The sequence below is a fragment of the Lysinibacillus sp. UBA5990 genome (genome assembly GCF_002429815.1).
Taxonomy (GTDB): Bacteria; Bacillota; Bacilli; order Bacillales_A; family Planococcaceae; genus Lysinibacillus; species Lysinibacillus fusiformis.
Window position 1 is genome coordinate 1099364 of sequence record NZ_DJAY01000015.1, and the last position, 26301, is coordinate 1125664.

Consider the following 26301-nt stretch of genomic DNA (forward strand, 5'->3'; position numbering starts at 1 on the left):
ACTTATCGCCATAATGGGAAATATAACTATACCTTTTATAAAGGACAATTTTAAGAAAGGCCGGGTACTTTTTTGAAGCTGCCGCTGTATTTTGCGGCAGCTTTTTCAACTTCCATTGACAATTTTTTCTTCTAAGCTTTCACCTTTTGACGAACGTCTTGTATTTGTTTTTTCGCATATCTTGTAAACTTTCTACTCTAGTTATACGTTAAGATGGTACGCCAACGTTTCCCCTGAATACGCTTTAAACCAATTCATTCAACATCTAAAACTGCTGCTTTAAAAATTTCTCTAGGTAATTTACCTTTTTCAGTTCTCCTAATAAAATGACAGTGACATATTTTTGTATATGTAATCGCTAGAATTGCATTTTAATGGTTCCTGTTTTTTTAGTAAAGTATCTATTGGACATTTCTGCATCGACTTCTTTTTTCTCCACTTAAAAAAGTACAGTTTAAGGTTGATGGGCGGCTCTTTTTGAATTACACTATATTCATTGAGAATGAATATCAATTAAAGGCGGTAGTTAGTAACAATGGATATCGAACAGTGCAAACAAGCCGAGATGGCTCCATTAGTCCAATATGTGCTGAGATCGATCCGCTTCATCGTTGTGGGCGATCAAGCCGAAATGAATGATTCAGATGGCAGCAATAGAAACGATAAGGAAAGCTTTGAACTCCTCTTTATTATGAGTGGCACGGGACAAGGAAAATGTTATTTAAAGGGGCCTGGCAGATATTTCACTATTGATCAAAAGATTTCGAACTGCAGTTACTATCAGGTGCGCTTCGTAACGAGAGGCTATGACGCAGCTTCGCGTTTACTGCCGGAAAAGCAAGAGCTTACCTGCTCACCATTCACAAAGACAATAGAGCTCCTTAATGAGTTATATGGACTCCGCAGAGCGAGCAACGAGCTCGAGCTGTTCCAACGATTTGTGAAATTCCAAGAGTTGCTGCTCTTTCTATTCCACCAAAATGCACCTGCAATCGAAGATAAGGGAACGAATACCGAGTATCCTGGGATCGAGCTCAGTATACGGCACATTCATCAATATTACCGTGAGCTTCTGACCGTGGAAGAGCTGGCCTCCCTCGCAGGTATTGATCGTTGGAAGTATACCCGTTTGTTCAAAGAGGCTACTGGTCAAGTACCGCTCCAGTACTTGAATGAAGTACGGATTAATCAAGCCAAGAAGTGGCTAGCGAGCGCCGATGACAAGTTGCTCGATATTGCTCTAAATGCAGGCTTCAGCAATGAATATTATTTCAGCCGTCGATTCAAGCAGACGGTAGGCATATCACCCGGACAATACCGTCGCAGTCGCAAGGAAAAGCTTAGAGTAGTAGCACCATATTTGGAGGATTTCATCGTCGCGCTGGATATGGAGCCTATCGCCCAATATTGGCATGAGAAATGGGGAAAACAAGACTATCTAGACTTAAACCATATTCCGACGTTTGACGAGAACAGCGGCAATCTTGACGAGCTTTCCTATTATAAACCAGATTTGATATTGCTTGTGGATCGTTACGAACAACAGCAATATGCTCAGTGCCGACGCATATCCAACACGTGCATCTTGCGTGAGCCGACCAATAATTGGCGTACACTGCTGCGTACTGTCGCCGATTATTTCGGGCGGGCGGAGTTGGCCGATGAAGCTATCGCAAATTATGATTTCAAAGCACGGAGTGCGAGTGATACGCTGAGTCATCTTATGAAAGGTCAGAATGTTGCTTTTTTACGTATCTCGGCGGACCAAATCATCCAATATACGGAAGGAGGGCAAGGCTTTGTTTCAACAGTTCTCTATGGCGATGTTGGTTTACGCTCCCACTCCGCAGTAGGTGTAGCCTCAAAAGGGAACAGGCCAGGTATGTTCACTCTCACTGTGGATGACCTCCGTATGCTAACCGCAGATCACCTGTTCATTACTTTCGATACATGGCATAGCCAGGAAGAAGGGAAGGAGAGGGAACTGCTCGAGAAGCCAGAGTGGCGTGATCTACCCGCTGTTAGAAACAAACGTGTGTACGAGGTTGATTTTCTAACTTGGATGAATAATGGAATTATTTCCAATGGCAAAAAAATCGATGATATACTGCGATCGTTAGCTTGATTTGGTTTTACTTGGGGGTCTCAGCTTTTACTGTTAACGGTAAGCACCTCATCCAAGGTATGCAGTCCACCGTTCTATTTTTTGCGTGCTTTTAAAGAAGCTACCAAACTTATATCCTAGGAGACATCTCATTTTTGGCAGTACCTTAAACGACCTCCTTCATAAACAAACACATCATTAATACTTTTTTTGAATTATTCTACACCGTTAGTTGAAAGATACGCCCTCTTTTGACTTTGACAGCTAGATTTTTCAATTTACGTCTATTTACTTTTTCTCCCTTTACTTTAATACGCTTCATATGAGTAAAAGTTCCATTTTAAAACAATTCGCCCAGTAAATATGATGTGTATGGCTAAAGACGACATAGTGTTACAAAGGCATATCAAGATTATTAAAATGTTATCTAACTACAGCAGGAAATGACATTGCACTACGCTATGCTAAAATGGCTTTTAAAGCACGAGTAGAAAATTATTAATCATTCACCAAAAAAGCCCAGGCACTCATCAATTAATTTTGAGCTTGGGCTTTTTGTGTATTTTCTTAAATACTTGACCATTCTATAATGGACAGGAGTGAAACAATGAACGATATAAGTTACTTACAAATAGCCAGTGAAACGGTTATAACTTTTTTTGTCCTTTTAGCTCTTACACGTCTCTTAGGAAAAAAACAATTAAGTCATTTAACTTTTTTTAACTATGTAACAGGAATAACAATAGGATCAATGGCAGCAAATATGGTTGTTCTTAGTACAAAAGATTACACAAAAGATCTACTCAGCTTAGTAATTTGGTGTTTACTTACTATAATAATTAGTTATATAAGTCTTAAGTCAGGGAAAATTAGAGTAATCCTTGATGGTCAACCTACAATTATTATAAAACATGGGGAGATAGACAGAAAAGCATTAAAAAGAACAGGTGTTAATATCGATGATTTAACGATGTTGACTAGGCAATATCAAATCTTTTCAATAACAGAAATAGATTTCGCCATTCTAGAACCCAATGGTAGACTTAGTATTCTCAAAAAGCCTGAATTTCAAGGAACACAAAAAAGTGACTTAAACCTATATCCTTCACCACCGACTTATTTACCGATTGAAATAATTACGGATGGAAAATTATTACCTAAAAATTTATTAGAAGTAGGTAAAAGTAGAGATTGGTTAAAAAATGAATTAAGCAAGGCCAATATAAAAGAGGTAGAAGAAGTGTTTTATGCTGAGATTCAATCTGATGGAAGCTTATTTATACAAAAATTCTAAACAAAAGTAACCAGGCACTCAAAGGACTACCTGGTCATTTTTTTGAAGCTCAGGCAGCAGCCAGTAAAAAATTTATCGAAGACTAGCTACGCAAGTAATAAAATATAGCTATATTTATTGACCTTCCCCTTACAGGAAACATTATATTTAAAGTAATTTATTAAAGGAGGTGATTATTATGCTTTCAATTGGTGAATTCTCGAAAATATCACATCTTACGTTGAAGACACTTCGATACTATGATGAAATTGAGCTTTTAAAGCCTGCTTCCATAGACAGTCAAAATAACTATCGCTACTATCATCTTTCCCAATTAAGAACGGCTCTTTTGATTACGCGATTAAAAAACTATTTATTTTCGCTTGAAGAAATTAAGGTTATTTTAGCAAATTTGGAAGATACGGACTTTTTAAACGCTAAAATGCAAACCAAGCAAGAAAAATTAACAAAACATATAACTGATTATTGTTCGCTATTAAAAAAATTAGAGCTTGATATTCAACGCTTAAATAAAGCGGAACCTATCATGGGTTACTTAGATAAAATAGAGATTAAACTTATGAATCACTTGACCTTTCATATATTATCTCAACGAAAACAAATGAATACCGCTGATTTTCTATTACACTTTAATGAATTATTGAGTAGAGCTTTGTTTGCAAATTTAGCACCTATTGCGAAACCACTTGCCATTTTTCATAGCTCAGAATATGTACCAGAACAATATGATGTAGAAATAGCAATTCCCTTGGAAGAGGCCACAAATGAAACAAAAGTGTTTAACCCCGGTCTTTGCGCAATGGCAACGCTTACCGGTTCTTATGATGAATTACCGTCTATTCATACAAAGCTACATATGTGGATTAAAGATAATAACTATAATCTGAATGGAGCGCCGTTTGAAGTTTATCAAACGAATCCATATAGTACATCGGAGGAAAATAATATTGTAGAAGTATATTTTCCTATCCAATAAATAGTTGAAGGAGTGTAATACAATGTATGGCATTAACCAGCCAACGATAAAAGAAAAAATCTTGATTGTAGTTGCTGAAATTGTCTATCTAGTCATTGCATATTATTTACTTTTCATTACTTATGACAAATCAGGCATTGCACTAGGGCTTTTTATTGCTTTGATCATTACAGCTTTACGATTAACGTCTATGATGTTTATATGGTTGACTAGAGGCATAGCATGGCAAGAAGCTATCATGAACAGTATTGCTTTTGGGATCTATTATTTAGGCTTCCCAATCTTAATGATTACTAGTAATCAAGATCCAAATGTTATAGTAGTTATTTTAGGTTGGGTATTATTTGTAGGAGGAAGTATGCTAAACACCGTTTCAGAGCTGTTAAGAAAGCCTTTTAAAGACAATCCTGCTAATCAAGGAAAGCTATATACAGGAGGATTATTTAAATATGCGATTCATATTAATTATCTAGGGGATTGCCTCTGGGTATTAGGTTTAGCGCTCATCTCTAACAATATTTATAGTTTACTTATACCACTTGGTCTAATTTTAGTATTTGTATTTGGATATATTCCAAAATCCGACGATTATCTACAGAGCAAGTATGGTGAACAATTTACAGTGTATAAACTGAAAACAAAAAGGTTAATTCCGTTTATCTGGTAAATCCGAAACAAGCGTTTCAAACAGAGCAAAATCACCCTTTAACTTAGGACAATTGCCTATTTTTATTCTATAAAAAATAATTATTAATATGTACCATTAACGGGTTTTGCTTGTTGCTTTGCATGTTTGGACTATCTAGTTCTTCGTCTTACAAAAATAAAAAAGCTGTGGCTTTCAATAAATGCCACAGCCTATAAAAAGTGCGTGCGAGGCACCAATATTAATGTATGTAATGGAATGTTCCTTATTACTTTTTAATTATTTCAACTAGGACGTGATGTTCTAAAATAAAGGATCTAAGAAGAAATGTACTTGTTATAATAAAAAACAAACGTCACTTTGAAATCTCTTCAGCTTCTTTAATAGAGAAAAACAATGTGAAGTTCATTTTATACTTCAAAAAGCTTATGGAGTGATGAGATTCCACAATAGCTTTGCGGGAGGATTCTTAAGAAAGAATGTAAATACAACCGGCAAAGGCTGCCGGTTGTTGATGATGAGTAAATTTACTTTGTATTGTTTTCGTTTGAAAATTGACCAGAAGCAAATTTTTTGTTAGCTTCAGCTTGTTGAATTTGCTGTCTGATTTCATTAACATCAGTCTCGTTTCCAAATTCTTGGCTCATCGAATTCGTTGAACCAGAAGCTTGCATTTTTTTAGCTTCAGCTTGTTGGATTTGTTGTTTAATTTGATTTACATCAGTTTCATTTCCAAATTCCTGGCTCATGGCATTTGGAGTTTTTGAGTTAAAGTTTTGATTGTTGTTCGCCATTAAAATCACCTCCTGAAATTAGTGTGTACAGAAGGTGTATTTGTATCCGTTTTTTTCCAAAGCTCGAACGTTTAAAGGTTTCGACCTAACAGAAGCTTGGCTTGAAGAGGCAGAAACAAAGTAATAATATAAATAGCACAAATCTCAAATATTGTAGATAGCCTAATAGAAATGACCAGCAAAGCCAATTTAGCGAAGCTGGTCATTTTAATTTACGTAGTTAATTATAGGTCTTAAGCCTGAAAGGGGATAAGTCTATCATTGTATTTACGAACATAGTATACTACGATATTCTATTTATAGTAAATATTTCTTTTTCCTAAGAAATGTATGCTTAAAATTAATTACTTCACTAAGGAGGAAATTTTTTTATGAAAATTAAATTATCTGGAGTATTAGCTGCTACATTAGCGTTAACGATGAGCCTACCAACAGGGGTTATGGCAGTTTCAGACAATCAGACTACGGTTGTAGTTAGCCAAGAAGTTGCTAGCCGTGAATTGAAAAAAATTGCAGCAGAGAAGGCAAATTTACTCACTCAGTCCTACGAGACGACTAGTGTACAGTATGCGCTAATTGATAATGGCAAAGTCATTTTGTCGGATCAAACAGGCAAGAACGACATGGAAGGGAAACAGCCGCTGACTAAAAATACCCTATACGGGATTGGCTCAGTTAGTAAAATCTATACAACGGCGGCTGTGATGAAATTGGTCGACGAAGGAAAAGTTGATTTAGATGTTCCAGTCGTTCATTATGTTCCTGATTTTCAGATGAAAGATGAGCGTTACAAACGCATTACGCCACGTATGCTGTTGAACCACTCATCTGGCTTACAAGGTACTGGGTATGGCAATAGTTTTTTATTTGAAGATAATGATACCTATGCCCATGATAACTTGTTGCAACAATTGTCCAAACAGAGCTTAAAAGCGGACCCTGGTGCATTCTCGGTATACTGCAACGACGGCTTTACGTTGGCTGAAATTATGGTAGAAAAAGTAAGTGGAATGAGCTTTACCGAATTTATACATCAGCAGTTCACGGAACCCTTAAAGCTCAATGATACGAAAACACCACAGGACATAGGGGAAAACGACAAGTATGCTGGGCTTTATTTTCCAACGTACGAAGGGCAGCTTCCTGCTGAATCGGTGAATGTGATTGGAACGGGAGGAATATCATCCACAGCAGAAGATATGGTGCGATTCTCACAAATATTTATGGGACAGGGAAAAGGAATTCTCTCTGATAAGGCATTCAAGGCAATGGAGCAAGAGGAATATAAAAAAGGAATGTGGCCAGGGGATGGAGATAGTATAGTCAACTATGGTCTTGGCTGGGATAGTGTGAAACTATATCCATTCAGTGAGTATGGGATAAAGGGCCTAGCTAAAGGTGGCGACACGGGACTTCAACATGCTTCACTGGTCGTACTTCCTGAACAAAAGATGGCAGTAGCTGTGTTGTCATCTGGCGGTAGTAGCTCTACAAATCAAATGATGGCGACAGAAATACTGCTCGCTGCGCTTAAAGAAAAGGGCGTAATAAAGGATATCAAGCCGAACAAATCCTTTGGCAAGCCAGTCGAGGCCAAGATGCCTCAAGACATAGCAAAGAAAGCGGGTTTATACGGCAATAGTTTCAGTCATTTCAACATAGAAATTACGAAGAATGGAGAACTAATTTTACCCGGTAATTCAGAAGAAAAATATGTATATACTGCGGATGGAAGCTTCATTCATGAAACAGGCACTTCCAAGCTCTACTTCATCAAAGAAAAGAATAACCGAACATATTTAGTGGAGAGCTCATTTATATCGTTACCAGGTTTAGGGCAAGTAGCGGTTACTCAATATTTAGCCGAGAAACTAGAAGACAATATGCTATCGAAGGAAACGACTGTCGCATGGGCACAAAGGGAAGGGGTTAAGTATTATCTCGTAAACGAAAAATATAGTTCTGCTCTATATCTCCTACCAATGATGCTGACAACACAAATTAATCGTAATGAAGGTCTAGATGGCTATTGGAATGGCAGAAAAATTACAGGTCCAAACACGGCTGCGCATGAGCTTCAGATTCCTGTAATGGCAGGTCGTGATACGACGGAAGCTCGTTTTTATAAGGAAGACGGTAATGATTATATGGAGATGGGCGGATTGTTATATGTCAGTGAATCCAACCTAAAATCACTTGATGCAGATCAATCATCCAAAGTGAAGCTACAAGCAAATGGGCATGCGGAATGGTTTACGATCCCGCAAGCGGCAGCAGGGAAAACGATCACTGTGTCGATGCCAGCCAAGGGTTCTTTCGCAGTGTATGATGAGGAAGGACTATGCGTCAATTTTACTGTTGTGAGCGGCAATAACAAAGTAAAGCTGCCGAAGAACGGAACGGTTGTATTTGCGGGTGCGCCGAACTCAGAATTTGCAATCACATTGAACTAGCTACTCTGATGATAAATTTAAACCACATAACGCATTAACTTGTGTCATGAAATATGTAGAAGATCATAAATAATACACAAATGAAAGATAAAATGTAGGGATTCAGTAAAGCCCAATTCTAGTAATACTGCAGGAGCAGAATTGGTCTTAAAAACATTCACTGCCTTTAACACCACGTTTTTTAATAAATAATATCATAAATAAATTGAAAATATAATTAGTCCATAATCGGGGCTATTGTTGTACAAAAGTAAAAGAGTGATACATATTAGTCATATGTATCACTCTTTATTTTTTATGACTTACAGGGAGGATGCAAAGTTTATAGGAAACTTGGGAAAGAACTAGAGCATAGTGGTCTTCTGTGTAGGTGTACTAAGTGGAAAATTGAAACATATTGTGCAGTAAAAATCTACAAATAAAATAATTCTTACTGCACAGAAAAATTAATCGGTAGTTGATGTGTTGATAAGGTGTTGGTGGATATACTCATTTACTTGATCAGGTCTATCTAAATTTGTTGCGTGATGAGCACTTTTAATTATTTTTAACTGTGACATTTTAATCTTTTTATGTAGATACTCTTGTTGCCTTTGAATCATAGTATCGTGGTCACCATGCAAAATTAAGGTGGGACAATTTACTTTATCTAATTCATTTCCACTTTCCATTCTAGATACGGCATTCCAAATTCGAATCCAATTCTTATAAGACATTGCTGCAACTGTGGAATAAATATAGTGTTTATTTGCTTCGTTAAACTTAGATAGTGTATAAGCCTGTATTTTTGCAGAAAGTGACATTGGAATGAACAAGCTAGAAAAACGATTAACAGGAACAAGTATCTTTTCATACCAGTTGAATTTGTTTGTAAAGGGTGTACCTATTAATATAAGTGATTTTACGTATTCTGGATAGTGAATGGCTGTTTGTAAAGAAATGTGTCCACCCATTGATAAACCACATAAATAAGCCTGCTTGATTTTTAGATGATTCATCAAACCGATTAAATCTTTACAGAAATCTTCAGCATGTACCTTCCCCTTTGGAAGAGAAGAAGCTCCATGACCACGAACATCCCAGGTTATGGTTTGATAATATTTAGAAAAATAATCCACTTGTTTATCCCATTGTTTATGATCCCATGATGCACCATGAGTAAAAATTAATGGCTCACCATTGCCTTTTGTTTCATAATACAAATCTACATTATTAATTGTACATTTTGGAATTTGGAACACCTCCCATTTAAATTTTAACATGAAAGGAATTGTCAGAGAAAAATATTCCAATTTTATATTTTGATTAAAAAAATGCTGTGAGGATATATAACAATGGTGGAATAACTGAACAAAATGAGATTTTCCTCCCTTGGTATTTATTTCAACCCTAAATAGTAGGAAAAGAAAGATTGACGACCAATCTGCGCCCTATAAACATGTTCAAGGCAAGACATACATACCGCCCTATTTTTAAAGGTAACTCTATGTGCACAAGATCCATCAAAAGTAATTTGCCATGCCTCTGCAAATCGCCCATCATTTACAGACGTTTTGTCCCATCATTGGCTGTAAATGCAATCGATCAAGCAAGTAGATGGAGGATTATGACGGGGAATAGTGAAACGACATTTAATCCAGACGGTTCCTTAACAAGGACGCAAGCCTTAAAAGTACTCAACCAATTATTTGAACGACCAGCTCAAAAAGGAATCACAACGTCTACATTTAGTGATGTCCCTTCTCCACATTGGGCGATTGGAGAAATTGAAGCGGCTGCAACAGAAAGAATAGTCAAACAATAAAAAGATACTACACATGGTATGAGCCAATGCTGACGTAACATGTGTAGTTTTTTATTGGCTTCATCCTTGCCAAGCTCTAATCAATCCCTTGCCCTTTACCCGTAATCGTCTACCTTTTTAGAGCAGTTTTAATCAAGCGTCCATATAAATCCGCATAGAAAAATGTATTTTTACAATGCGGTAAAGGGGAGGGAGGGGAATGGAGGTACGACATATAATCTCCTATAAAATATGAAAAGTACATGTAACCAAAAACCTTTAGAAAAAACACTCATTTTTCCCTAACATAAATACCAAGCTTTATTCAATAGCTCAATACCTTGATAAATCTCTTCTTCATCTAAGTTTGCAAACCCAATCATTACTTTTGCAGACAATTCTTCTGAAGGATTAGCGTAAAAAATGGAGGTTGGATATACTTTTACTCCTTCGATTTTTGCCTTTTCAATAAGTTCTTCCTCAGTCATATTATTATGGGGCTCTAGTAGTAAATGCAGACCACCACTGTCCCCATAGATTTTCACTTTATCACCGAATAGTTGGTGGATGGCTTTTATGAGGGCTTCATATTTTTTCTTATAACTATTTCTCGATTTATTGAGATGTCTCTCCCAATGGCCACTTTTCATAAATAGCTGTAATGTATATTGATGTAATCTCGATACAGTTTGAACATAATAACTGTTTTTACAATATACATTCATTAAATTCTTAGGTAGTACCATATAGCTTATTTTGATGGATGGAATTAAGGATTTAGAAAAGGTCCCCATATAAATTACATGATCAAATGAATCCAATCCCTGAAGTGCGGGTATTGGTTTTCCAGCATATCTAAATTCACCATCATAGTCATCCTCTATAATATAGGCATTCTCTTCTTTGGCCCACTCTAACAATTCTAGTCTTCTTGAAATAGGCATCACATTACCTATTGGGAATTGATGGGAAGGAGTGACATAAATAGCTTTTATTTGACTGTTTCTTAAATGGGTAATACTTATTCCTTTTTCATCTAATGGTATGGGTTTCATCTTTATTTGATGATCTTTAAATAGATAGCGAACTCGGTGATATCCTGGATCTTCCATTCCATAAAGCTCGTTTCTCCCAATTATGTTACACAACACGCCTAAAAGATACTGCAAACCAGCTCCTATGACAATTTGATCTGCTGAACATTTAACACCTCTAGCTTCATAAAGATAGGTTGCAATACATTGTCTTAATTCAAGCTCACCTTGTGCATCTCCATACATAAAAAGGTGACTCTGTTCTTCATGAAGGCTGTGCATACTCAATTTACGCCAAATTTTATAGGGAAAATCTTTTACATTAATATCTCCATATTTAAAATCAAGCTTAATGGCAGAGCTATCTTTTACTTGGTTAAATTTTTGGGGCATCCTCTCAGCTGATTCTAAACCAGAATTCTGAAAATAATGCTTCTCGAGTTCTACAACATAAAGCCCTTGTCGTTCCTTACTTACCACGTAACCCTCTGCAAGGAGTTGTTGATAGGCCGTATCTACAGTATTACGACTAATATTTAAGTGATTTGCTAGACTTCGTTGAGAGGGCAGCTTGGTTTTAGCGACAATATGGCCATTTTGAATTTCAGCTTTTAAATATGTATATAACTGAAAATAAAGTGGTTCTTCATTGTTTAATATGGGGGTAATTTCAATCATATGTTTCACTGGCTCCTTCCAAAATTACATATTTGGCTCTGTTAACAGGTGCAATCAACCTCTTATAATCAAATTACATTGTGAAAGAGAAACTGTAAACAAATTGAGGATCGTTATTTTTTGTTTCACAATGATTGTAAATAGGAGGGGTTATATGTTTATTCCAAAGTATTATAAAATAACAGATATGAAAGAAATTAAAGAATTTATTAAAATGAATTCATTTGCGACAATCGTGGCAATAAGTAAGGGGAGACCCGTAGCATCCCATGTTCCATTACTGCTTAATCAAGATCAGGATGACTATTACCTAACGGGTCACTTCGCTTACGGCAATCCGTTATGGAAAACGTTCGAGGAGACGGATCAACTATTAACTATTTTTAATGGTCCACATGCTTATATTTCTTCATCTTGGTATGAACAAGAAAATGTACCCACTTGGAATTATCAAGCCGTTCATATTTATGGGAAAGCAAGTATTATGGAAGGTAAGGAATTAGAACAGGATTTATCAAAATTACTAGAAAAATATGAGAAATTCCGTGAAAACCCTGTCCTGTGGGAAAAGCTATCTCCTGAAATGTTACAAAAAGAAATAAAAGGAATAAAAGGATTTAAAATAAAAGTAGAAGAGGTTCAGGCTGCCTATAAATTAAGTCAAAATCGAAATAGTACGGATTACGCCAATATTATTAAAGAGCTTTATCAAGAAGACGATCCACATGCTTCTGCAGTAGCTGAGGCAATGAAGAAAAACAGAAATGACTAAAACAAAAGGCAGAAACGAGGTATTAAGAGCGTTTCTGCCTTTTGATGAAATTGAGTGAGTGGAATCGAAGAAAGCGAAGAATAAAAATCAAAAAAGAGCTGTGCAATAAAAGAACAGCTAATAACTAGTAAAATTATTTAGCACATTTAAAAAGAGCTTTCCCCTTGTTGTATACAAATCTTTCCCACTTAGCTAACAGCCCATTTCCGTTCTCGCCATTATCTAATGATAACACGTGATTTTTAGGGGCGACCCTTTTATGATAAACATAGAAAAGGAAGTTATGATTATTTTACCTCGAAGAAGGGAGGGGATATGAAGACTATTAATTATTGCCCGACATTTATTTTGAGCAAAGCTAGCGCCTAGTACCGACAATAATTAATAGTATGAATAGGACAACGATTAGTGCGAATGATAAATTATCGTGTTTGTCATAGTTTGTACCCATTATAAATCCCTCCTTCCTATCATCTAGAATATGTAAAGTTATAGATAGAAGAGATGCTATTCATCTAATCAATGCTTTCTTTTGAAAAAATTAATATTAATATTTCGTCGATAAAGTTCCTATTCATTTCATGTAAATAGAAGATTGCTGAAATCAGTCGCTTAGTGCTGTAATATGAATCGATAATGTCAGTTCCTGCGCTTACCCGGGAAATTTTTTCTTATTTCCTAGGTGAGTAACCCAGTTGATTAGGGAAATATAGATTATGGCAGTGTATGAAATAATAGCGTATGAACGGATAACCGAGGAAATAAGGCTGTACAGGGAAAGTCATTTTGCAGTGAAATGATTGCTAGCATATAGAGAACAACTCTTCATTTTAAAAAAGAGGAAATAAACTTGTTATATTAATGCCTTTACAGATACAAAATTTGGTGGGAATCCAATTATCACTTTAAAAAGGTGAACTTTAATAAGCATACGGCTCTATAGAAATGAATTACGTTCTAAAAATGTTAAAAAACAGGATACAATTTGTGTTAAAATAATACAAAATTAAGGGGTGATTCATTTGATCAACTATCCATTTTTAAAACAGGACATGACCATTGGCGTTACAGCACCATCCTCTGGTGTACCCATTGAACTTCATGATTTATTGAAAACAGCCTGCATTCGTATGGAAAATAAGGGGTTTAGAGTCATTTGTGGAGAAACTGTTTGGACTCAGGATAAGGCAAAATCTGCCCCGGCTATTAAGCGTGCCGAAGAGCTTCAGCACATGATGGCTAATGATGATATCGATATTATTATTCCTCCATGGGGTGGGGAGCTTCTTATTGAAATACTTGAATATATTGATTTCTCCAATATTCAGCCAAAATGGATATTAGGGTACTCAGATGTTAGTCTATTATTGTTGTCAATTACATTAACAACGGGTATCGCTACTGCACATGGAACGAACTTAATAGATTTAAGAGGAGAGTACTCTGATGATACAACGGCCATGTGGCAATCAGTTTTATCCTTAAAAAAAGGAGAATCCATCGTACAGCATTCGTCAGACCAATATCAAAAGGAATGGCAGTTCGATAACCCTACGCCTTATGTTTTTAATTTTACGGAAAAAACGAAATGGCAATCTACATCAGTGGAGAGGGTGAAAATTGAAGGGCGTTTACTTGGTGGATGTATAGATACTATCCAACATTTGATTGGAACGAAATTCGGTGATGTTCAAAGCTTTCAAGAAACGCATATTCAAGGTGATTCTATTATATGGTACTTTGAAAACTGCGAATTATCCACGACTGATCTACGCAGAACCTTTGTACAAATGAAATTAGCTGGATGGTTTAATGATTGTTCAGGTATTCTGTTTGGTAGAAGTGCTGCTAATACATCCGTTGGAAATTATACAATTGAAGATGTCTATCAAGAACTTTCCGGGGAGCTACAAATTCCTATAATCTATGACATTGATTGTGGGCATGTGCCACCACAAATTACTTTTATAAACGGAGCATATGCAGAAATAGAATCATATAACGGTAAAGGGACTATTGTGCAACACTTTATTTAAGTAGTTCCCAATATAAAACCACCCTCTAAAAGATTTAGAGGGTGGTTGTTTGTATGGTTATGCGATTAGATGGAATTTCGATAAGCTTTTTGTGTGGTGAAGTACTTAGATTTTGATAAAATATTTTGGAGATTATGTTGCGCTAATGGTCCTAATTTATTACTATTAGAGCCCAACAAACCATCCTTAGCCGCATTTTTAAGTGTGTCAATTTGTTTAGTTGTGAGTTTAGAGGTTTTGCTGCTTTCAATAATTTTATTCACATGATCGATTCTCTCTTGTTTCTCTTTAGGAGTACGGTTAATGTCGTTACTGTTTTGGTTGTTTTGCTTTTGTTGTGTGAGACCTTGTTTATAAGATCGACGAGTCATTAAATATTGCATAGTTGATGATGAGTTTCTCGATGTTATCATAAAAAGTTTCCACCTTCCTAATTTTTTAGTATTTACCATACATATCCTATTATCGTCCAAAACTCTCTTCACATTAGCTTCAAAATTAAATTATGGAGAAGATGAACATGAAAATTAACTTAGCACAGATGAATTTAAAAACTTTACCTCATTTCAAGGAATCCCAAATAAAGGGAATAGGGGATTTGAATCTATTTGATAACGATTTGAGGGAAATACCTACACAAATCTTTGAAATGACGAATATAGAAATACTGAATATTTCAGTCAATAAAATTAACAATTTGCCAGCAGAAATCACGAACTTAAAGAATCTGAGAATGTTAGATGCAGGGCATAATCATATTGATCTCATTCCTCCTGAAATTGGTCATTTAGTGAATATGGAGGACTATTTGTATTTTCATCATAATCAATTGCAATCGATTCCTCCAGAAATCGGCCAGCTTACAAAAGTAAGATATTTAAACCTAAGTGATAATCTGTTGAGTGAACTACCAGAGGAAATTGGGAATCTAAATAAACTGGTAGAACTGCGAATAATGAATAATCGTTTAACGGAGTTGCCAGAAAGTTTGAGTAGATTAACGAATTTAAGAGAATTACATTTGAAAAAAAATAGCATGACCTTTTTGCCTGAGAAAATCGGAGAACTAGCATTATTACGGGTATTGGAGTTAGAAGAAAATCAATTACAGGAAGTACCTGATTCAATACATACATGTATAAAATTAAGACGGTTAAATGTAAGACAAAATAAATTGAAAACATTGCCAGCATCGATTGGTCATTTGAAAAATCTATTAGAATTAGATCTACGAAGTAATGATTTAACGGAATTACCTGAATCACTATTAGCAATGGAAAGCTTAGAACGACTAGATTTAAGGTGGAATCATGAATTAAAAATCCCGAGCTGGTTAGACGAATTAGAGGCAAGAGGCTGTATCGTATATTTGTAGAAGTAGAACAGTTGAGTATGCTTTGACCATATAAGTAAAGTTCGAAAAATACGTGAATAGTTCTCGCTAAACGTTTTTATCGTAAATAAAAAGGCCTTCCACAATCAAATGTGGAGGGCTATTTTTATGCAATTGTCTAAGGCTATCCAGTATGGTTAAAAGTTTTTTACCTTGATCAAATGGTCTTGATAAATTGTAGTTTCAACTATTTATCCTCTTTTTTTGTGCAAAAGTATCTTTCTTTTCAACAATAAAGATTTGTGTAACAGAACATATAGATTATTTTTACAATAGTGTTTAATTTCGCTTGTTATTGTAACAACAATAGTGTACGATACATAGTATGAATTATACACTGTATGTCATATAGTATAAAAAATTGAGGTGGGTGAATGAGTACACTACTGAATTCATTATCGACAGAACTTAGGAGAGGAACGCTGACATTAGCCGTTTTAAGTCAATTACGAACACCCCAGTATGGGTATTCCCTTGTTCAGTTATTAGAAGATTCGGGCATTAACATTGATCAAAGCACCCTATATCCATTGCTTCGCCGATTAGAAAAACAGGATTTAGTGACGAGCAGCTGGGATACATCTGAGAGTAGACCACGAAAGTACTATGTATTAAGTGAATATGGATTAGAAATCTTTTTGCAATTAAAAAGTGAATGGATTCATAATTCAAAACAACTCTATGAGTTATTAAAAGGGGATGAGGATAAAGATGAATCTGATTGATATTTATATTCAAGAGGTTACACGGAGATTGCCAGAAAAAAATCGTGAGGATATTGCACTGGAGTTACGCTCAACTATTAGCGATATGCTGTCTGATGATTACAGTGATGATGATGTAAAGGATGTTCTTGAAAAATTAGGGAATCCAGCAGAATTAGCGAGTGGCTATCGAGATCAACCTATGCATTTAATTGGCCCACGCTACTTTGATGTATATTTATCGTTATTAAAAATGATCTTACCAATTGCCGCTGTCATTGCGTTAATCTCGATGGTGGCTGAATATTTTATTGGTTTTGGAGGAGAAGAAGAGGTTATCAATGCGGTCCTCACACTTTTAGGTGAAGGCATATTTAGAATCATCGAAGTAGGAATCCACGTCTTTTTTTGGCTAACGCTTGTTTTTGTTATTGTTGAACGAACGGATAAAGATAAAGATCAGCATCCATTGTCAACGAGTCTTAAAAAATGGACCCCTGAAGATTTGAAAAACGTCATTTATATTCCTAAGAAAAAGGCGATTACGAAGCTTGAAGTATTTGGCTATTTAATGTGGACGGCGATTTGGGCAACTATTTATTTTAATGCCAATCACCTTTTAGGAATCTATGAAGGCGGGAGAAATGGACTCGAATTTGTAACTCCAGCATTTAATCAGGATGTATTCCTTCGTTATTGGCCAATTATAGTAGTTGTGATCGCACTTGAAATTGGGTTAGCACTCTACAAATTATTCAAAAGACAATGGACGAAAAAAATAGCCATCTTAAATGCTATTCTTGAGCTTTTATCAACGGTTGTCTTTATTGTGATAATAAGTAATCCGAATGTCATGAACCAAGAATTTATAACTCACATGAGTAAATTATTTACCACAACAACGAAGCAATTTGAAATATGGGTAGTTAGCGGGGGAATCATCATATTTATTTTATCTGTAGCCATCAATATATTCGATGGATTCCGTAAGGCTCGAATCCGTTAATTCTTTTTGTATCTTCCATTACTACATGTAACTTAAATGATTTTAGCTATTCCAAAAAAAGAACGCGAATATGAACGTTGAATAAGATAGCTTCCATCTGTTTTTTGTGTGCCAGCTCATGTTATAATGAGGAGCTTAAGTTAATTAAGACCTTGAACGGATGCCAAGAAAAGCCTCCGCAGAACGAGAAAGTATGGAGGTGTAAGAAAATGAATAAACGTTGGACGATTGGTAAAATTAAAGAATTTGTTGAGAACAATTCGGAAAGTAAGTTGCTATCGACGGAATATCACGGGTTTTCTCAAAAGTTACTCTTTAAATGTGCATGTGGTAGTAACTTTGAAAAAACATTTACTAAATTTAAAAATAAACATCAAAGAAAATGTGATGTATGCCAGCCACCAAAAGAGTCACGCTAAACGTAGTGCCGAGATTTAATAAAGCTATGTGTGACCTATAGCATAATAGCATAATAATTTTATATGAGTTTGATGTTAATCACCTTCCTCCTATAGTTTCTTTATAGAGGAGGTGATTTTTTGTGTCTGCTGCTGAAGTTTTTCCAAGCAGGATGCGGGAGGAGAATAGTGTCATCAAAAAGGAAGACATAGATACAGTAACGCTTATTAGTTATGAAAGAAATCTTCAGTAAGACGGTTTATCTGTTTTGGGTGTTGAACATCTGGAATGGAGAGAAGGGGAAAGTGTCATTTTTCATTCAAGCTATGCCACTACAAGAGTCAAATTGCGCTAGCCATTAAAAAGGCAGAAATGTTGCCTACACAACATTTCTGCCTTGTTTCGTTTATTTTTGGGTTATTCGTTGGAAAAATTCGCGTGTTCTATTCATATCTGATACATGCTCGTTACATGTTTGGCTATCTGCACAAATATAATTACTATGGTTAGTAAATGTACCAACGACTTGCCCTTTAATGGAAGTCGTAAATAAGCCAACATCTGAATGACGGTTACAGATGGCGCAAATACCGCGAACAGTATTGTTGGAAAATACCCCTTTAATCCCCTGTAGTTTGTCGTCTTGTTCGAGGACAACGTATTTTCGATGTGTCCCAACATCATCCCATGCTAGATAACAAATTTGTTGAAAATCAAGTTCATCTAAATTAGGTAGCTTCAGCTTTTTCTCCTTTTTAAACAATGATTTAAGCGTGCTAGCTGTTACTGGCTTAAACGGTATGACATAAGGCTTTAACTGCTCTAACAAGACATCGCCGTGCGCACGATCTGTGACGGTGAAAAGCTGTTCAACAAGCTGTGTTTCCTCAGTGGATAACTCTAATTTGGTAGTAATTTCCGTTTCGACAAGACCTCTTACTGCAAGAATGACACTTTTGTCCTTCGTTGTGGTAAGGGCATGTAAAATTTTACTCAATTGCTGTTCCAGTAAGTGATAGTTTGCGACCGTTAAGAACGGCTGAATTGTTTGTTTTTCCATTTGAAATCTCTCCTGTTTTATAGGCTAATTTTAAAAGCATTTGGCCTAAGAGATCATTCAATTTCTGTTATGGTTATAACTTAATTTAGACCTCTTTGACCTCAGAAGCCGTTCTAGAGCATGCATTACAAGTGAATGCGGACATTTCGATCCCTCCCTTAAGGATGATTGATTTATATAAGTTTTTTATTTTTAGTCTAAAAAGCGAATGATCTTGATTTTTTAATTTTATCAAATGTTACGCTTGATTTTCAATAGTCAAATGACCAGTGAAGTGGTGATAAGTATTTAAACATGTATGACCCAATTGCCTTCATTAACTATGGCATATGGATCGAAGTTATGTCTAAGACCATGTAAATTTATCAAGTTGAGATCGTTTATACTTTAAATAATTCAAGCATGATGTTTATGCGCGATTTTTTCTTTTTTGGAAGACTGAATGAGAATGTTTTAGTTTTTTACATCAAAGTACAATTGTTTATTAATGTAAATTTTATTTTACTCATCATCTATATAACAGCCTGTCTTTCTTGAAATCCAGAGCTTCTTAAGAGAAAACTTAGGATTGTTTGCTTATTTTTAATAAACTTATTATTTTTCTACCATAAAAAAGAATAAAGTAAATAAGGGTAACATCTATAAAGAAATAAAGTATATTAAATTGAATTGAAGTAATACCATTCCTGGTAAATAAAGAAAATACAGATGATAACTCATTCTCACCGATGTAACTTATAAATTGAAAAGGGGCTCCAAATTTATTGGTACCATAAGATACAAAGAAAATGGACAATAAGGTCATGATAATGCTAATCCATAATAACCCCTTTTTATTTGTAACTTGGATTAAGCCATCTCCTTTTTATATTTTAGCTACTCAATATAATTATTATTTCATAAAAAATGGAATATAGGAATATTTCGGTAATTAATATTTCAGTATTTAACTTTTGCATCCGCACAGAGTGTTAATGCGCATGAGCCAGTAGCACAGGAAGAAGTATCTACAGCTGAACAAGAGCTTAGAGAAATTCAACAAAAGTATAATATTTGCTAATTGCCCTATATATTTTCTGAATTGTTCGATAGATAAAAGATTGCTATAATGGAATGAATTGGTTAATAAAGGAGGAATTGTGATGACACAGAAAATGAATTGTCAACGAAACAATGCTTGGAGAATTTATTCAATTTAGGAGGCACTATGCTATTAAATCAACAAGGTTTTGATCTATGGGCGGATGGCTATGACCAAACCGTTCAACTTAGTGAAGAAAATCAGCAATACCCATTTGCAGGCTATAAAGACATTTTAAATAAAATTTTTAATGAGGTCATGCAAGTTCCGGCATCGACTGTATTAGATATTGGCTTTGGGACAGGTGTTTTAACAGCTAAACTTTATGAGCATGGGCACAAGATCGATGGCTTTGATTTTTCTTCGAAGATGATGGCTATTGCACAGGCAAAAATGCCACAGGCTAACTTACTCGAATGGGATTTATCGAATGGTCTACCTGCAACACTGATGAACAAACAATATGATGCGATTGTTAGTACGTATGCCCTACATCATTTTACTGATGAGCAGAAGGTTACGTATATCACGCAATTATTACAGCAACTAACACCCAATGGAAAAATTTTAATAGGCGATGTTGCCTTTCAAACAAGAGAGCAGCTAGAACAATGCCGTCAGGATAGCAAAGGCTATTGGGATGATGATGAGTTTTATTTTGTCCATGAGGAGCTAAAAACTAGCTTGCAGGATCGTTGTCAGCTACAATTTTATCCAATCTCGCATTGTGGTGGTGTTTTTGTCATATCGAACTATATAGAGGTAGAGAGATAAATGTTCATTAAAGACGCTTTATATGGAGAGTTCGAAATAGATGGTGTGCTAGAGGAACTTATCCAGTCAGCGCCTGTTCAACGACTAAAAGGAATTCATCAAGCAGGAGCTGGTTATTTGGTGAATCGTCAATGGGACATTACGAGATATGAGCATTCTTTAGGTGTTATGCTACTGATTAGACGATATGGAGGATCATTGGAGGAACAAATTGCGGGGTTATTACATGATGTTTCTCATACCGCATTTTCGCATGTAGTAGATGTGGTCCTTGAAAATACAGAGGAAGATTATCATGATACGATATTGCTAGATGTTATCCAGCCTTCTGCAATTCCTGGAATTCTTAGCAAATACCGTTATGACATGGAGAAAATTTTATTTGATATAACGAGATGGTCTTTGCTGGAGCAGCCAGCACCAGAATTATGTGCAGATCGAGTAGATTATACATTAAGAGATATGTTTCACTATGGAGAAGCCTCATTCGAAGAAATTCAACGATTTCTAGAGGATGTCTTCGTTTATCAAGGGAAGCTATGTGTAAAAACGATCGATAGTGCAGAATGGTTTGTGAAAACGTATTATCAAGAAGTGATTGATTTTTTCATGGAACCAATCAATATTTACGCAACGAATAAGCTAGCACATGTCCTACGGCTCGCCGTAGCAAAAGGAATTCTATCCATGGTCGATTTTCAGAAAGATGATGAAGCGGTATGGGAACAGATAAAAGCATCAAATGATGAGGAAGTTCAACGTTTATTACAGCAGCTTCACGAAAAGGTAGAAGTGATTGAGGATGTAGAGAACTTTGATATTCATAGTCGACAAAAAGTACGTTTGATTGATCCGAGCGTGTATCATCACCGGCAATTGTATAAGGCGAGCGATTTATCAGACTATGTAAAAGAAATAAATACCCGTGCGATTAAAAAGTTTGAGAAGGGTGTTTATGTGAGAATCATCAAAAGCTAGTCTATGACAGATAGGGCTAAGGTAAATAATGCAAAAGGGGCTGTCAAAAGATAGCCCTTTTGCTTGTTAGGCGAATATCGACAAAAAGTATTTGCCAGAAAACATAATAGCATAGACAACTAGCGCACTCATTAACGAAATTTTCATATTTTTCATTTGCATGCCCATGTTAATCAATGCCAAAATCGGCAGGGCTGAAATGATACCTGATTAAAATAAATAGTTGGATTGGCTTTGTCACCGTGCTAACACCAAGATGGTGCCGTCTACTAAAATATAGAAAGTATAACATAGAATGCCCTCAGTTAAATTCAGAATAGAGTAATAATAATGTCGAATATCCATGTCAACAAGTAGCAATAGATGCGCAAAAAATTAGATTTTTATGAAAATGAAATAGCATATTTTTGTTAACGAGAATCATCATATCTTTCTAAGTTGGTTCTTCTCATAGACTCCATTTGCCAATTTTGCTCTAGTAAACTATCTGAAAATATAAACTTTATGGGGAGTACTTTTAATGTATCGGTTTTTACGATATAATCGTATTCAACGATATATAGAAGGGGTACCAATATGATTACAAATATAAATGAGTATTTTACTACGATCTTTTATCATCTACATACAACACATGAAGATGTGATTTCTCACCAAAGCGTGCGGATTTTACAGATGATCCAAAAGGAAGAAGAGGTAACAGTACGCGATATTGCAGGGTTACTAAATATCTCTCCTAATACAGCATCAGAGCATGTGAAAAAATTAGAGCGACATGCCTGGGTGTCAAAAGAACGTGCGAGCGACGATCAACGTAAGGTTATTCTTCATTTGACAGTAGAAGGCTTACAAGTACTGAAGAAAAACTCAGAATTAGATGAAGAGAAGCTCGAGCATGCGCTTAATCAGCTAACAGAACAGGAACAACAAGCCATCCTACAGGCATTCCGACGTCTAAGTGAGGTGGCGAAATAGTGTATACATTGTTTAAAATTCTTAGCTCTGCAGCAATTATTGGTGTGGTCACAGAAGTGGCCCGAAGATTTCCTTCCTATGGCGGGGTCATTGCGGCATTACCTTTAGTGAGTATTTTAAGTATCATTTGGCTGACGGTTCAAAGTGAATCGAGTGAACATATTCAACGCTTTACAGTTGGTGTCATTGTTGGTTTACCGGCAACCATGTGCATGCTGTTTGTTATTTACATGGCTATGAAATCCTCTGTTCATATTGTCTTCGCTATTGGTCTAGGTATTCTTTCCTGGGCGGTTTTCTTAGGCATTCAAAAGGCCATTGCAGGCGTTTTTCATCTATCCATTTAACGAGGAGTTCAGACATGACGATCATTGAAATTAAACAATTACCGCAACAAAATGTGCTTTATTTTTTTAAGGAGCATTGGGGAACTACTGAAATGGTCATTTCAAGTGGGATCTATGACTGTAGTCAATTAGAGGGCTTTGCTTTTGTCAATGACCGTCAAGAGATGATAGGGCTTGTTACTTACATAATTCATAAGCAAGACTGTGAAATCATTTCTCTCGATAGCCTTGAAGAAGGTAAAGGTATCGGATCATCGCTTGTACAAGCAGTAGAACAAATTGCTGTGGATCACGGTTGTACAAGCATTAATCTTATTACAACGAACGATAATTTACATGCCTTAAAATTCTATCAAAAACGGGGGTATTACATCATCGAAATATTGCCTAATGCGGTGGAAAAGGCAAGAGCCTATAAGCCTTCCATCCCCCTTATCGGCAATGATGGCATTGTGATACGAGATGAGTTACGACTACAAAAACAACTTGACTTCTAAAAAGTCAGGTTGTTTTTTGTTATACTGGGAAAGTGGAAAGAGAGGGAACATATGAAAAAAATAGTATTTGCATTATTACTAAGTGTGCTTGTGGTGGGCGCCGCATTTATGATTTATCTTAAGAGTAATCCACCGCTTGTCATTCAAAGTTACACAAGTAAACAGGGCAATGAAGCGGTAAAGATCATTGCGATTGAAAATAAAGGATTACGTGAAATTAAGCTTAAGCAACTACTTGTCAATGAAAAACTTCCTGACAGTGCTGAGCTTGTCATTAGTAAGTCTGAACCATTTGAGGTCGAAACAAAACTAGAGGGAAATACCAATATGTCATTTCATAAATTAACGCAAGTTAAAGTTTTACCTCGTTCATACATAGATCAACAAGCAATTGGTAAACAGCCACAGCATTACGCGGTTCAAGTCAATGCAGCCGACATCAAAAAGGTGAAGATTCAATACGAATATTTACGAATACCTTTTACCCTAACGGCAGAACTTCAACAAGGTCAATAGACAGACGAGGCGCTAATTTTGTCTTATCATTTATGCCTGTGTCATTTCCTAAGAATGTTTGCTGAAAAGCACTAATTACTCCTAAATCATGGTAATATTATAGTAACAGCAATCGTGATACTAGGAGGGACCTAATGGCAATTATCATCATGGGTATAGTACTATTTATCTGTGTTATCACTGTGGCTTTAGTGTTAATGAAGAAGTTTTCGAAGAATGAAATTATGCTTGAAATAACAGCCACTTCAGAAGGAAAAAATGAATTAGATCAAGCCATAATGAAAATATATTTTACGTATTCTATCGGCAAACTTGCTAGTAGGAAAGGTCAAATCCTTGGCAGTGTTGAATGGTCTGATGGGTGGATGCCTGTTAGCTATAATCTAAAGGAGAATGGTGTGTATCGTGAGGAGAGACTACTTTATGCAACAAAAAATCAGTCCTACTCAACCTTTGAGATTCATGCACCCAATGCAATTGATGATCAAGGGAGAGGTGAAGGCTACGCTGTTCTTGTATTGGAAAATCCTGATATTTCCCATAGATCATCTAGAGCAGGTGTCATCCTTGCCGTCACAGCCAATATGATTACATATCAATTATCAGATTCCACTAGCTGGCACAATGAGGTTGTCATTAATTAACTTGAAAAAAAGCTATCCAAATTGGGTAGCTTTTTTTATTAGTGCTAAAAAGTAAAATTAGGCTGATTATGGAACTAAATGATGGGAATAACGTATAGAAAGAAGAGGGATTTGTAGGATAGAGGAGGATGTAGATGAACGAAATGTCAAGCACACACCAAAAACGATTGGCAATAGATGAGCAAATATGTGCGCTCTTATTTCAACGGAAAGAGCTCTCCGCTCATACAAAAGATAGTCCAACAGATGAAATGATGAAGGAATGGGCGCAAAAATATGGCCTCAATGACACATATTTAGCCATGATTTTCAGTGTGATCAAATCAGAAAAACACTATCAATCACGTGTCGAGCCAGTCGGATTTCGTCACTATATTCCGGTATTACAATCACAGCAAGTGGGAGATCGAATCTATACGATTTCCTATGTTCGCCAATACGAAAATGCAAGTGTCGTACAGCTTTTGATTGACTGGGATGATGAGGAAGATTCCTATCAAGATATTCGTCAAAGATTAAACCGCCATTATTTAGGGTTATTTATAGACCAACATTATGAATGTCACCATACAGGAGCAAGTGGCTCAGACCAGCATGAAAGTAATAGATATGTAGTGACACCGCCATTACCAGATGACATACAAGGACTCAGCTTTATTTTTACAGAATACAAAGATGTATTTGAAGAAAAGCCAACAGGATTGACTGTCACCATGCATTGTTAGGGGGAATAAAGAATGAAGAAATGGATAGTGCCAATGATTTTACTACTTCTGTTAACAGCTTGTCAGAGCGATGAGCAGGAAGTGCATTATATCGCCAAAAGTGAACATTGGAAAGCAATCTATCATAGTAATTCTGATCAAGGATTACGCTTATATTATCTTGATGAGAAGGATGATTTAGGACCCTTACAAATCACCATTGAAGGGGAAAAGGAATCTCAAAATATAGTGGATGTGCAATTAAATAAAGAGGGGTATTATTCCTTTACGAAAAAAGAAAGTGAGAAGTTTTTTAAACGGAGTGCTAAGCCAATTATTCATATGCAATGGCTATCCAAAAGTGAGACTTTAGAAATAAAGAATCATTAATGGATAATAATAATTCGATACTGGACTTTTGTGCTTATTGTTTCATTTGTTAGAGAGATAGCGTGTATGACGCGTTATATATGTAAGTTGAAATAAATGTAAGCGTTATAAATTTCGACCAGAACAACCGTGGTCATTGAAACGGACGATTTTTTTATTTCAAGGTTTGACAAAAAAAACAGGATTCGTTATAGTAATTAACAATTTCATACAAAAATGAAATGAGCCATGATAAGGACAAGAGATTCGATCAACCATTTTCA

At 35.9% G+C, this 26301-nt stretch carries 27 protein-coding genes; 21 read left to right on the forward strand and 6 right to left on the reverse strand.

The genetic code is table 11. From position 1 onward, the window contains the following. The first annotated feature begins 535 nt into the window (after positions 1-535). From B3D94_RS18040 to B3D94_RS18055, 4 genes are all read left to right on the forward strand, one after another. Positions 536-2125: an AraC family transcriptional regulator gene (locus B3D94_RS18040; RefSeq protein WP_291758925.1), complete on the forward strand. Its 1590-nt coding sequence runs from the start codon at positions 536-538 to the stop codon at positions 2123-2125. 586 nt (positions 2126-2711) lie between these two features. Then, entirely contained in the window at positions 2712-3398 is a 687-nt protein-coding gene (locus B3D94_RS18045) for a DUF421 domain-containing protein (protein WP_069481150.1), read from the forward strand. A gap of 178 nt (positions 3399-3576) precedes the next feature. Continuing rightward, a complete protein-coding gene (locus B3D94_RS18050; protein ID WP_069481151.1) occupies positions 3577-4374 on the forward strand; it encodes a MerR family transcriptional regulator in 798 nt (265 codons plus the stop codon). Positions 4375-4396: 22 nt separating this feature from the next. Further along, on the forward strand, positions 4397-5041 hold the full coding sequence (locus B3D94_RS18055; protein ID WP_291758930.1) for a methyltransferase family protein: 645 nt from the start codon (positions 4397-4399) through the stop codon (positions 5039-5041). 506 nt (positions 5042-5547) lie between these two features. On the opposite strand, the gene B3D94_RS18060 is transcribed toward B3D94_RS18055, so the two are convergent. Continuing rightward, positions 5548-5814, reverse strand: a complete 267-nt coding sequence (locus B3D94_RS18060) for a gamma-type small acid-soluble spore protein (RefSeq protein WP_069481153.1) — start codon at positions 5812-5814, stop codon at positions 5548-5550. Positions 5815-6185: 371 nt separating this feature from the next. Between B3D94_RS18060 and B3D94_RS18065 the strand changes: the two genes are divergently transcribed. Then, positions 6186-8267 (forward strand): serine hydrolase domain-containing protein, encoded by a 2082-nt coding sequence (locus tag B3D94_RS18065; protein ID WP_291758934.1) that lies wholly within the window; start codon positions 6186-6188, stop codon positions 8265-8267. 446 nt (positions 8268-8713) lie between these two features. Here B3D94_RS18065 and B3D94_RS18070 read toward each other — a convergent pair whose 3' ends face one another. After that, positions 8714-9529 carry an alpha/beta fold hydrolase gene (locus B3D94_RS18070; RefSeq protein ID WP_291758936.1) on the reverse strand — a complete coding sequence of 272 codons (816 nt, stop codon included), beginning with the start codon at positions 9527-9529 and terminating at the stop codon, positions 8714-8716. Positions 9530-9753: 224 nt separating this feature from the next. Between B3D94_RS18070 and B3D94_RS18075 the strand changes: the two genes are divergently transcribed. Next, positions 9754-10071, forward strand: a complete 318-nt coding sequence (locus B3D94_RS18075; protein ID WP_291760653.1) for an S-layer homology domain-containing protein — start codon at positions 9754-9756, stop codon at positions 10069-10071. A gap of 281 nt (positions 10072-10352) precedes the next feature. On the opposite strand, the gene B3D94_RS18080 is transcribed toward B3D94_RS18075, so the two are convergent. Continuing rightward, complete coding sequence (locus B3D94_RS18080; RefSeq protein ID WP_291758939.1) at positions 10353-11762, reverse strand: PLP-dependent aminotransferase family protein; 1410 nt, start codon at positions 11760-11762, stop codon at positions 10353-10355. A 154-nt stretch (positions 11763-11916) separates the two neighbouring features. On the opposite strand from B3D94_RS18080, the gene B3D94_RS18085 reads away from it, so the two are divergent. After that, positions 11917-12534 carry an FMN-binding negative transcriptional regulator gene (locus B3D94_RS18085; RefSeq protein ID WP_291758942.1) on the forward strand — a complete coding sequence of 206 codons (618 nt, stop codon included), beginning with the start codon at positions 11917-11919 and terminating at the stop codon, positions 12532-12534. A 358-nt stretch (positions 12535-12892) separates the two neighbouring features. On the opposite strand, the gene B3D94_RS18090 is transcribed toward B3D94_RS18085, so the two are convergent. After that, entirely contained in the window at positions 12893-12985 is a 93-nt protein-coding gene (locus B3D94_RS18090; protein WP_080709335.1) for a YjcZ family sporulation protein, read from the reverse strand. Between the two features lie 571 nt (positions 12986-13556). Here B3D94_RS18090 and B3D94_RS18095 point away from each other — a divergent pair. Next, positions 13557-14570 carry a S66 family peptidase gene (locus B3D94_RS18095; protein WP_291758949.1) on the forward strand — a complete coding sequence of 338 codons (1014 nt, stop codon included), beginning with the start codon at positions 13557-13559 and terminating at the stop codon, positions 14568-14570. A 65-nt stretch (positions 14571-14635) separates the two neighbouring features. Here the strand turns inward: B3D94_RS18095 and B3D94_RS18100 are convergent, their stop codons facing one another. After that, complete coding sequence (locus tag B3D94_RS18100; RefSeq protein WP_069481159.1) at positions 14636-14983, reverse strand: hypothetical protein; 348 nt, start codon at positions 14981-14983, stop codon at positions 14636-14638. Between the two features lie 107 nt (positions 14984-15090). Between B3D94_RS18100 and B3D94_RS18105 the strand changes: the two genes are divergently transcribed. The 4 genes from B3D94_RS18105 (at position 15091) to B3D94_RS18120 (ending at position 18092) form a co-directional block, all read left to right on the forward strand. Then, complete coding sequence (locus B3D94_RS18105; protein WP_291758953.1) at positions 15091-15945, forward strand: leucine-rich repeat domain-containing protein; 855 nt, start codon at positions 15091-15093, stop codon at positions 15943-15945. A 392-nt stretch (positions 15946-16337) separates the two neighbouring features. Next, a complete protein-coding gene (locus tag B3D94_RS18110) occupies positions 16338-16688 on the forward strand; it encodes a PadR family transcriptional regulator (protein WP_069481161.1) in 351 nt (116 codons plus the stop codon). Next, positions 16675-17673, forward strand: coding sequence for an HAAS signaling domain-containing protein (locus tag B3D94_RS18115; RefSeq protein ID WP_291758958.1), 999 nt, complete (start codon positions 16675-16677; stop codon positions 17671-17673). Before B3D94_RS18110 ends, B3D94_RS18115 begins: the two co-directional genes overlap by 14 nt. A gap of 209 nt (positions 17674-17882) precedes the next feature. Beyond that, positions 17883-18092: a hypothetical protein gene (locus tag B3D94_RS18120; RefSeq protein ID WP_025117169.1), complete on the forward strand. Its 210-nt coding sequence runs from the start codon at positions 17883-17885 to the stop codon at positions 18090-18092. A 386-nt stretch (positions 18093-18478) separates the two neighbouring features. Here the strand turns inward: B3D94_RS18120 and B3D94_RS18125 are convergent, their stop codons facing one another. Beyond that, positions 18479-19132 carry a FusB/FusC family EF-G-binding protein gene (locus B3D94_RS18125; RefSeq protein WP_069481163.1) on the reverse strand — a complete coding sequence of 218 codons (654 nt, stop codon included), beginning with the start codon at positions 19130-19132 and terminating at the stop codon, positions 18479-18481. A 1207-nt stretch (positions 19133-20339) separates the two neighbouring features. Here B3D94_RS18125 and B3D94_RS18130 point away from each other — a divergent pair. The 9 genes from B3D94_RS18130 (at position 20340) to B3D94_RS18170 (ending at position 26038) form a co-directional block, all read left to right on the forward strand. Then, entirely contained in the window at positions 20340-20987 is a 648-nt protein-coding gene (locus B3D94_RS18130; protein ID WP_291758967.1) for a class I SAM-dependent methyltransferase, read from the forward strand. Then, positions 20988-21965, forward strand: a complete 978-nt coding sequence (locus tag B3D94_RS18135; protein WP_291758970.1) for an HD domain-containing protein — start codon at positions 20988-20990, stop codon at positions 21963-21965. Positions 21966-22541: 576 nt separating this feature from the next. Then, positions 22542-22940: a MarR family winged helix-turn-helix transcriptional regulator gene (locus B3D94_RS18140; protein ID WP_069481167.1), complete on the forward strand. Its 399-nt coding sequence runs from the start codon at positions 22542-22544 to the stop codon at positions 22938-22940. Beyond that, positions 22940-23287, forward strand: coding sequence for a DUF3147 family protein (locus B3D94_RS18145; RefSeq protein ID WP_069481168.1), 348 nt, complete (start codon positions 22940-22942; stop codon positions 23285-23287). The genes B3D94_RS18140 and B3D94_RS18145 overlap by 1 nt, the downstream gene beginning before the upstream one ends. Before the next feature lie 14 nt (positions 23288-23301). Next, on the forward strand, positions 23302-23784 hold the full coding sequence (locus B3D94_RS18150; protein WP_291758976.1) for a GNAT family N-acetyltransferase: 483 nt from the start codon (positions 23302-23304) through the stop codon (positions 23782-23784). Between the two features lie 51 nt (positions 23785-23835). Next, positions 23836-24300: a hypothetical protein gene (locus tag B3D94_RS18155; protein ID WP_069481170.1), complete on the forward strand. Its 465-nt coding sequence runs from the start codon at positions 23836-23838 to the stop codon at positions 24298-24300. Positions 24301-24434: 134 nt separating this feature from the next. After that, entirely contained in the window at positions 24435-24944 is a 510-nt protein-coding gene (locus B3D94_RS18160) for a hypothetical protein (RefSeq protein ID WP_069481171.1), read from the forward strand. A 134-nt stretch (positions 24945-25078) separates the two neighbouring features. Beyond that, positions 25079-25669 (forward strand): hypothetical protein, encoded by a 591-nt coding sequence (locus B3D94_RS18165; RefSeq protein WP_291758981.1) that lies wholly within the window; start codon positions 25079-25081, stop codon positions 25667-25669. A gap of 12 nt (positions 25670-25681) precedes the next feature. Beyond that, positions 25682-26038 (forward strand): hypothetical protein, encoded by a 357-nt coding sequence (locus B3D94_RS18170; RefSeq protein WP_069481173.1) that lies wholly within the window; start codon positions 25682-25684, stop codon positions 26036-26038. Positions 26039-26301: the final 263 nt, after the last annotated feature.

Bases quoted from the DNA above. Each gene is read 5' to 3' on its own strand.
- B3D94_RS18040 (WP_291758925.1), top strand. From the start codon at position 536: ATGGATATCGAACAGTGCAAACAAGCCGAGATGGCTCCATTAGTCCAA.
- B3D94_RS18045 (WP_069481150.1), top strand. From the start codon at position 2,712: ATGAACGATATAAGTTACTTACAAATAGCCAGTGAAACGGTTATAACT.
- B3D94_RS18050 (WP_069481151.1), top strand. From the start codon at position 3,577: ATGCTTTCAATTGGTGAATTCTCGAAAATATCACATCTTACGTTGAAG.
- B3D94_RS18055 (WP_291758930.1), top strand. From the start codon at position 4,397: ATGTATGGCATTAACCAGCCAACGATAAAAGAAAAAATCTTGATTGTA.
- B3D94_RS18060 (WP_069481153.1), bottom strand. From the start codon at position 5,814: ATGGCGAACAACAATCAAAACTTTAACTCAAAAACTCCAAATGCCATG.
- B3D94_RS18065 (WP_291758934.1), top strand. From the start codon at position 6,186: ATGAAAATTAAATTATCTGGAGTATTAGCTGCTACATTAGCGTTAACG.
- B3D94_RS18070 (WP_291758936.1), bottom strand. From the start codon at position 9,529: ATGTTAAAATTTAAATGGGAGGTGTTCCAAATTCCAAAATGTACAATT.
- B3D94_RS18075 (WP_291760653.1), top strand. From the start codon at position 9,754: ATGTGCACAAGATCCATCAAAAGTAATTTGCCATGCCTCTGCAAATCG.
- B3D94_RS18080 (WP_291758939.1), bottom strand. From the start codon at position 11,762: ATGATTGAAATTACCCCCATATTAAACAATGAAGAACCACTTTATTTT.
- B3D94_RS18085 (WP_291758942.1), top strand. From the start codon at position 11,917: ATGTTTATTCCAAAGTATTATAAAATAACAGATATGAAAGAAATTAAA.
- B3D94_RS18090 (WP_080709335.1), bottom strand. From the start codon at position 12,985: ATGGGTACAAACTATGACAAACACGATAATTTATCATTCGCACTAATC.
- B3D94_RS18100 (WP_069481159.1), bottom strand. From the start codon at position 14,983: ATGATAACATCGAGAAACTCATCATCAACTATGCAATATTTAATGACT.
- B3D94_RS18105 (WP_291758953.1), top strand. From the start codon at position 15,091: ATGAAAATTAACTTAGCACAGATGAATTTAAAAACTTTACCTCATTTC.
- B3D94_RS18110 (WP_069481161.1), top strand. From the start codon at position 16,338: ATGAGTACACTACTGAATTCATTATCGACAGAACTTAGGAGAGGAACG.
- B3D94_RS18115 (WP_291758958.1), top strand. From the start codon at position 16,675: ATGAATCTGATTGATATTTATATTCAAGAGGTTACACGGAGATTGCCA.
- B3D94_RS18120 (WP_025117169.1), top strand. From the start codon at position 17,883: ATGAATAAACGTTGGACGATTGGTAAAATTAAAGAATTTGTTGAGAAC.
- B3D94_RS18125 (WP_069481163.1), bottom strand. From the start codon at position 19,132: ATGGAAAAACAAACAATTCAGCCGTTCTTAACGGTCGCAAACTATCAC.
- B3D94_RS18130 (WP_291758967.1), top strand. From the start codon at position 20,340: ATGCTATTAAATCAACAAGGTTTTGATCTATGGGCGGATGGCTATGAC.
- B3D94_RS18135 (WP_291758970.1), top strand. From the start codon at position 20,988: ATGTTCATTAAAGACGCTTTATATGGAGAGTTCGAAATAGATGGTGTG.
- B3D94_RS18140 (WP_069481167.1), top strand. From the start codon at position 22,542: ATGATTACAAATATAAATGAGTATTTTACTACGATCTTTTATCATCTA.
- B3D94_RS18150 (WP_291758976.1), top strand. From the start codon at position 23,302: ATGACGATCATTGAAATTAAACAATTACCGCAACAAAATGTGCTTTAT.
- B3D94_RS18155 (WP_069481170.1), top strand. From the start codon at position 23,836: ATGAAAAAAATAGTATTTGCATTATTACTAAGTGTGCTTGTGGTGGGC.
- B3D94_RS18160 (WP_069481171.1), top strand. From the start codon at position 24,435: ATGGCAATTATCATCATGGGTATAGTACTATTTATCTGTGTTATCACT.
- B3D94_RS18165 (WP_291758981.1), top strand. From the start codon at position 25,079: ATGAACGAAATGTCAAGCACACACCAAAAACGATTGGCAATAGATGAG.
- B3D94_RS18170 (WP_069481173.1), top strand. From the start codon at position 25,682: ATGAAGAAATGGATAGTGCCAATGATTTTACTACTTCTGTTAACAGCT.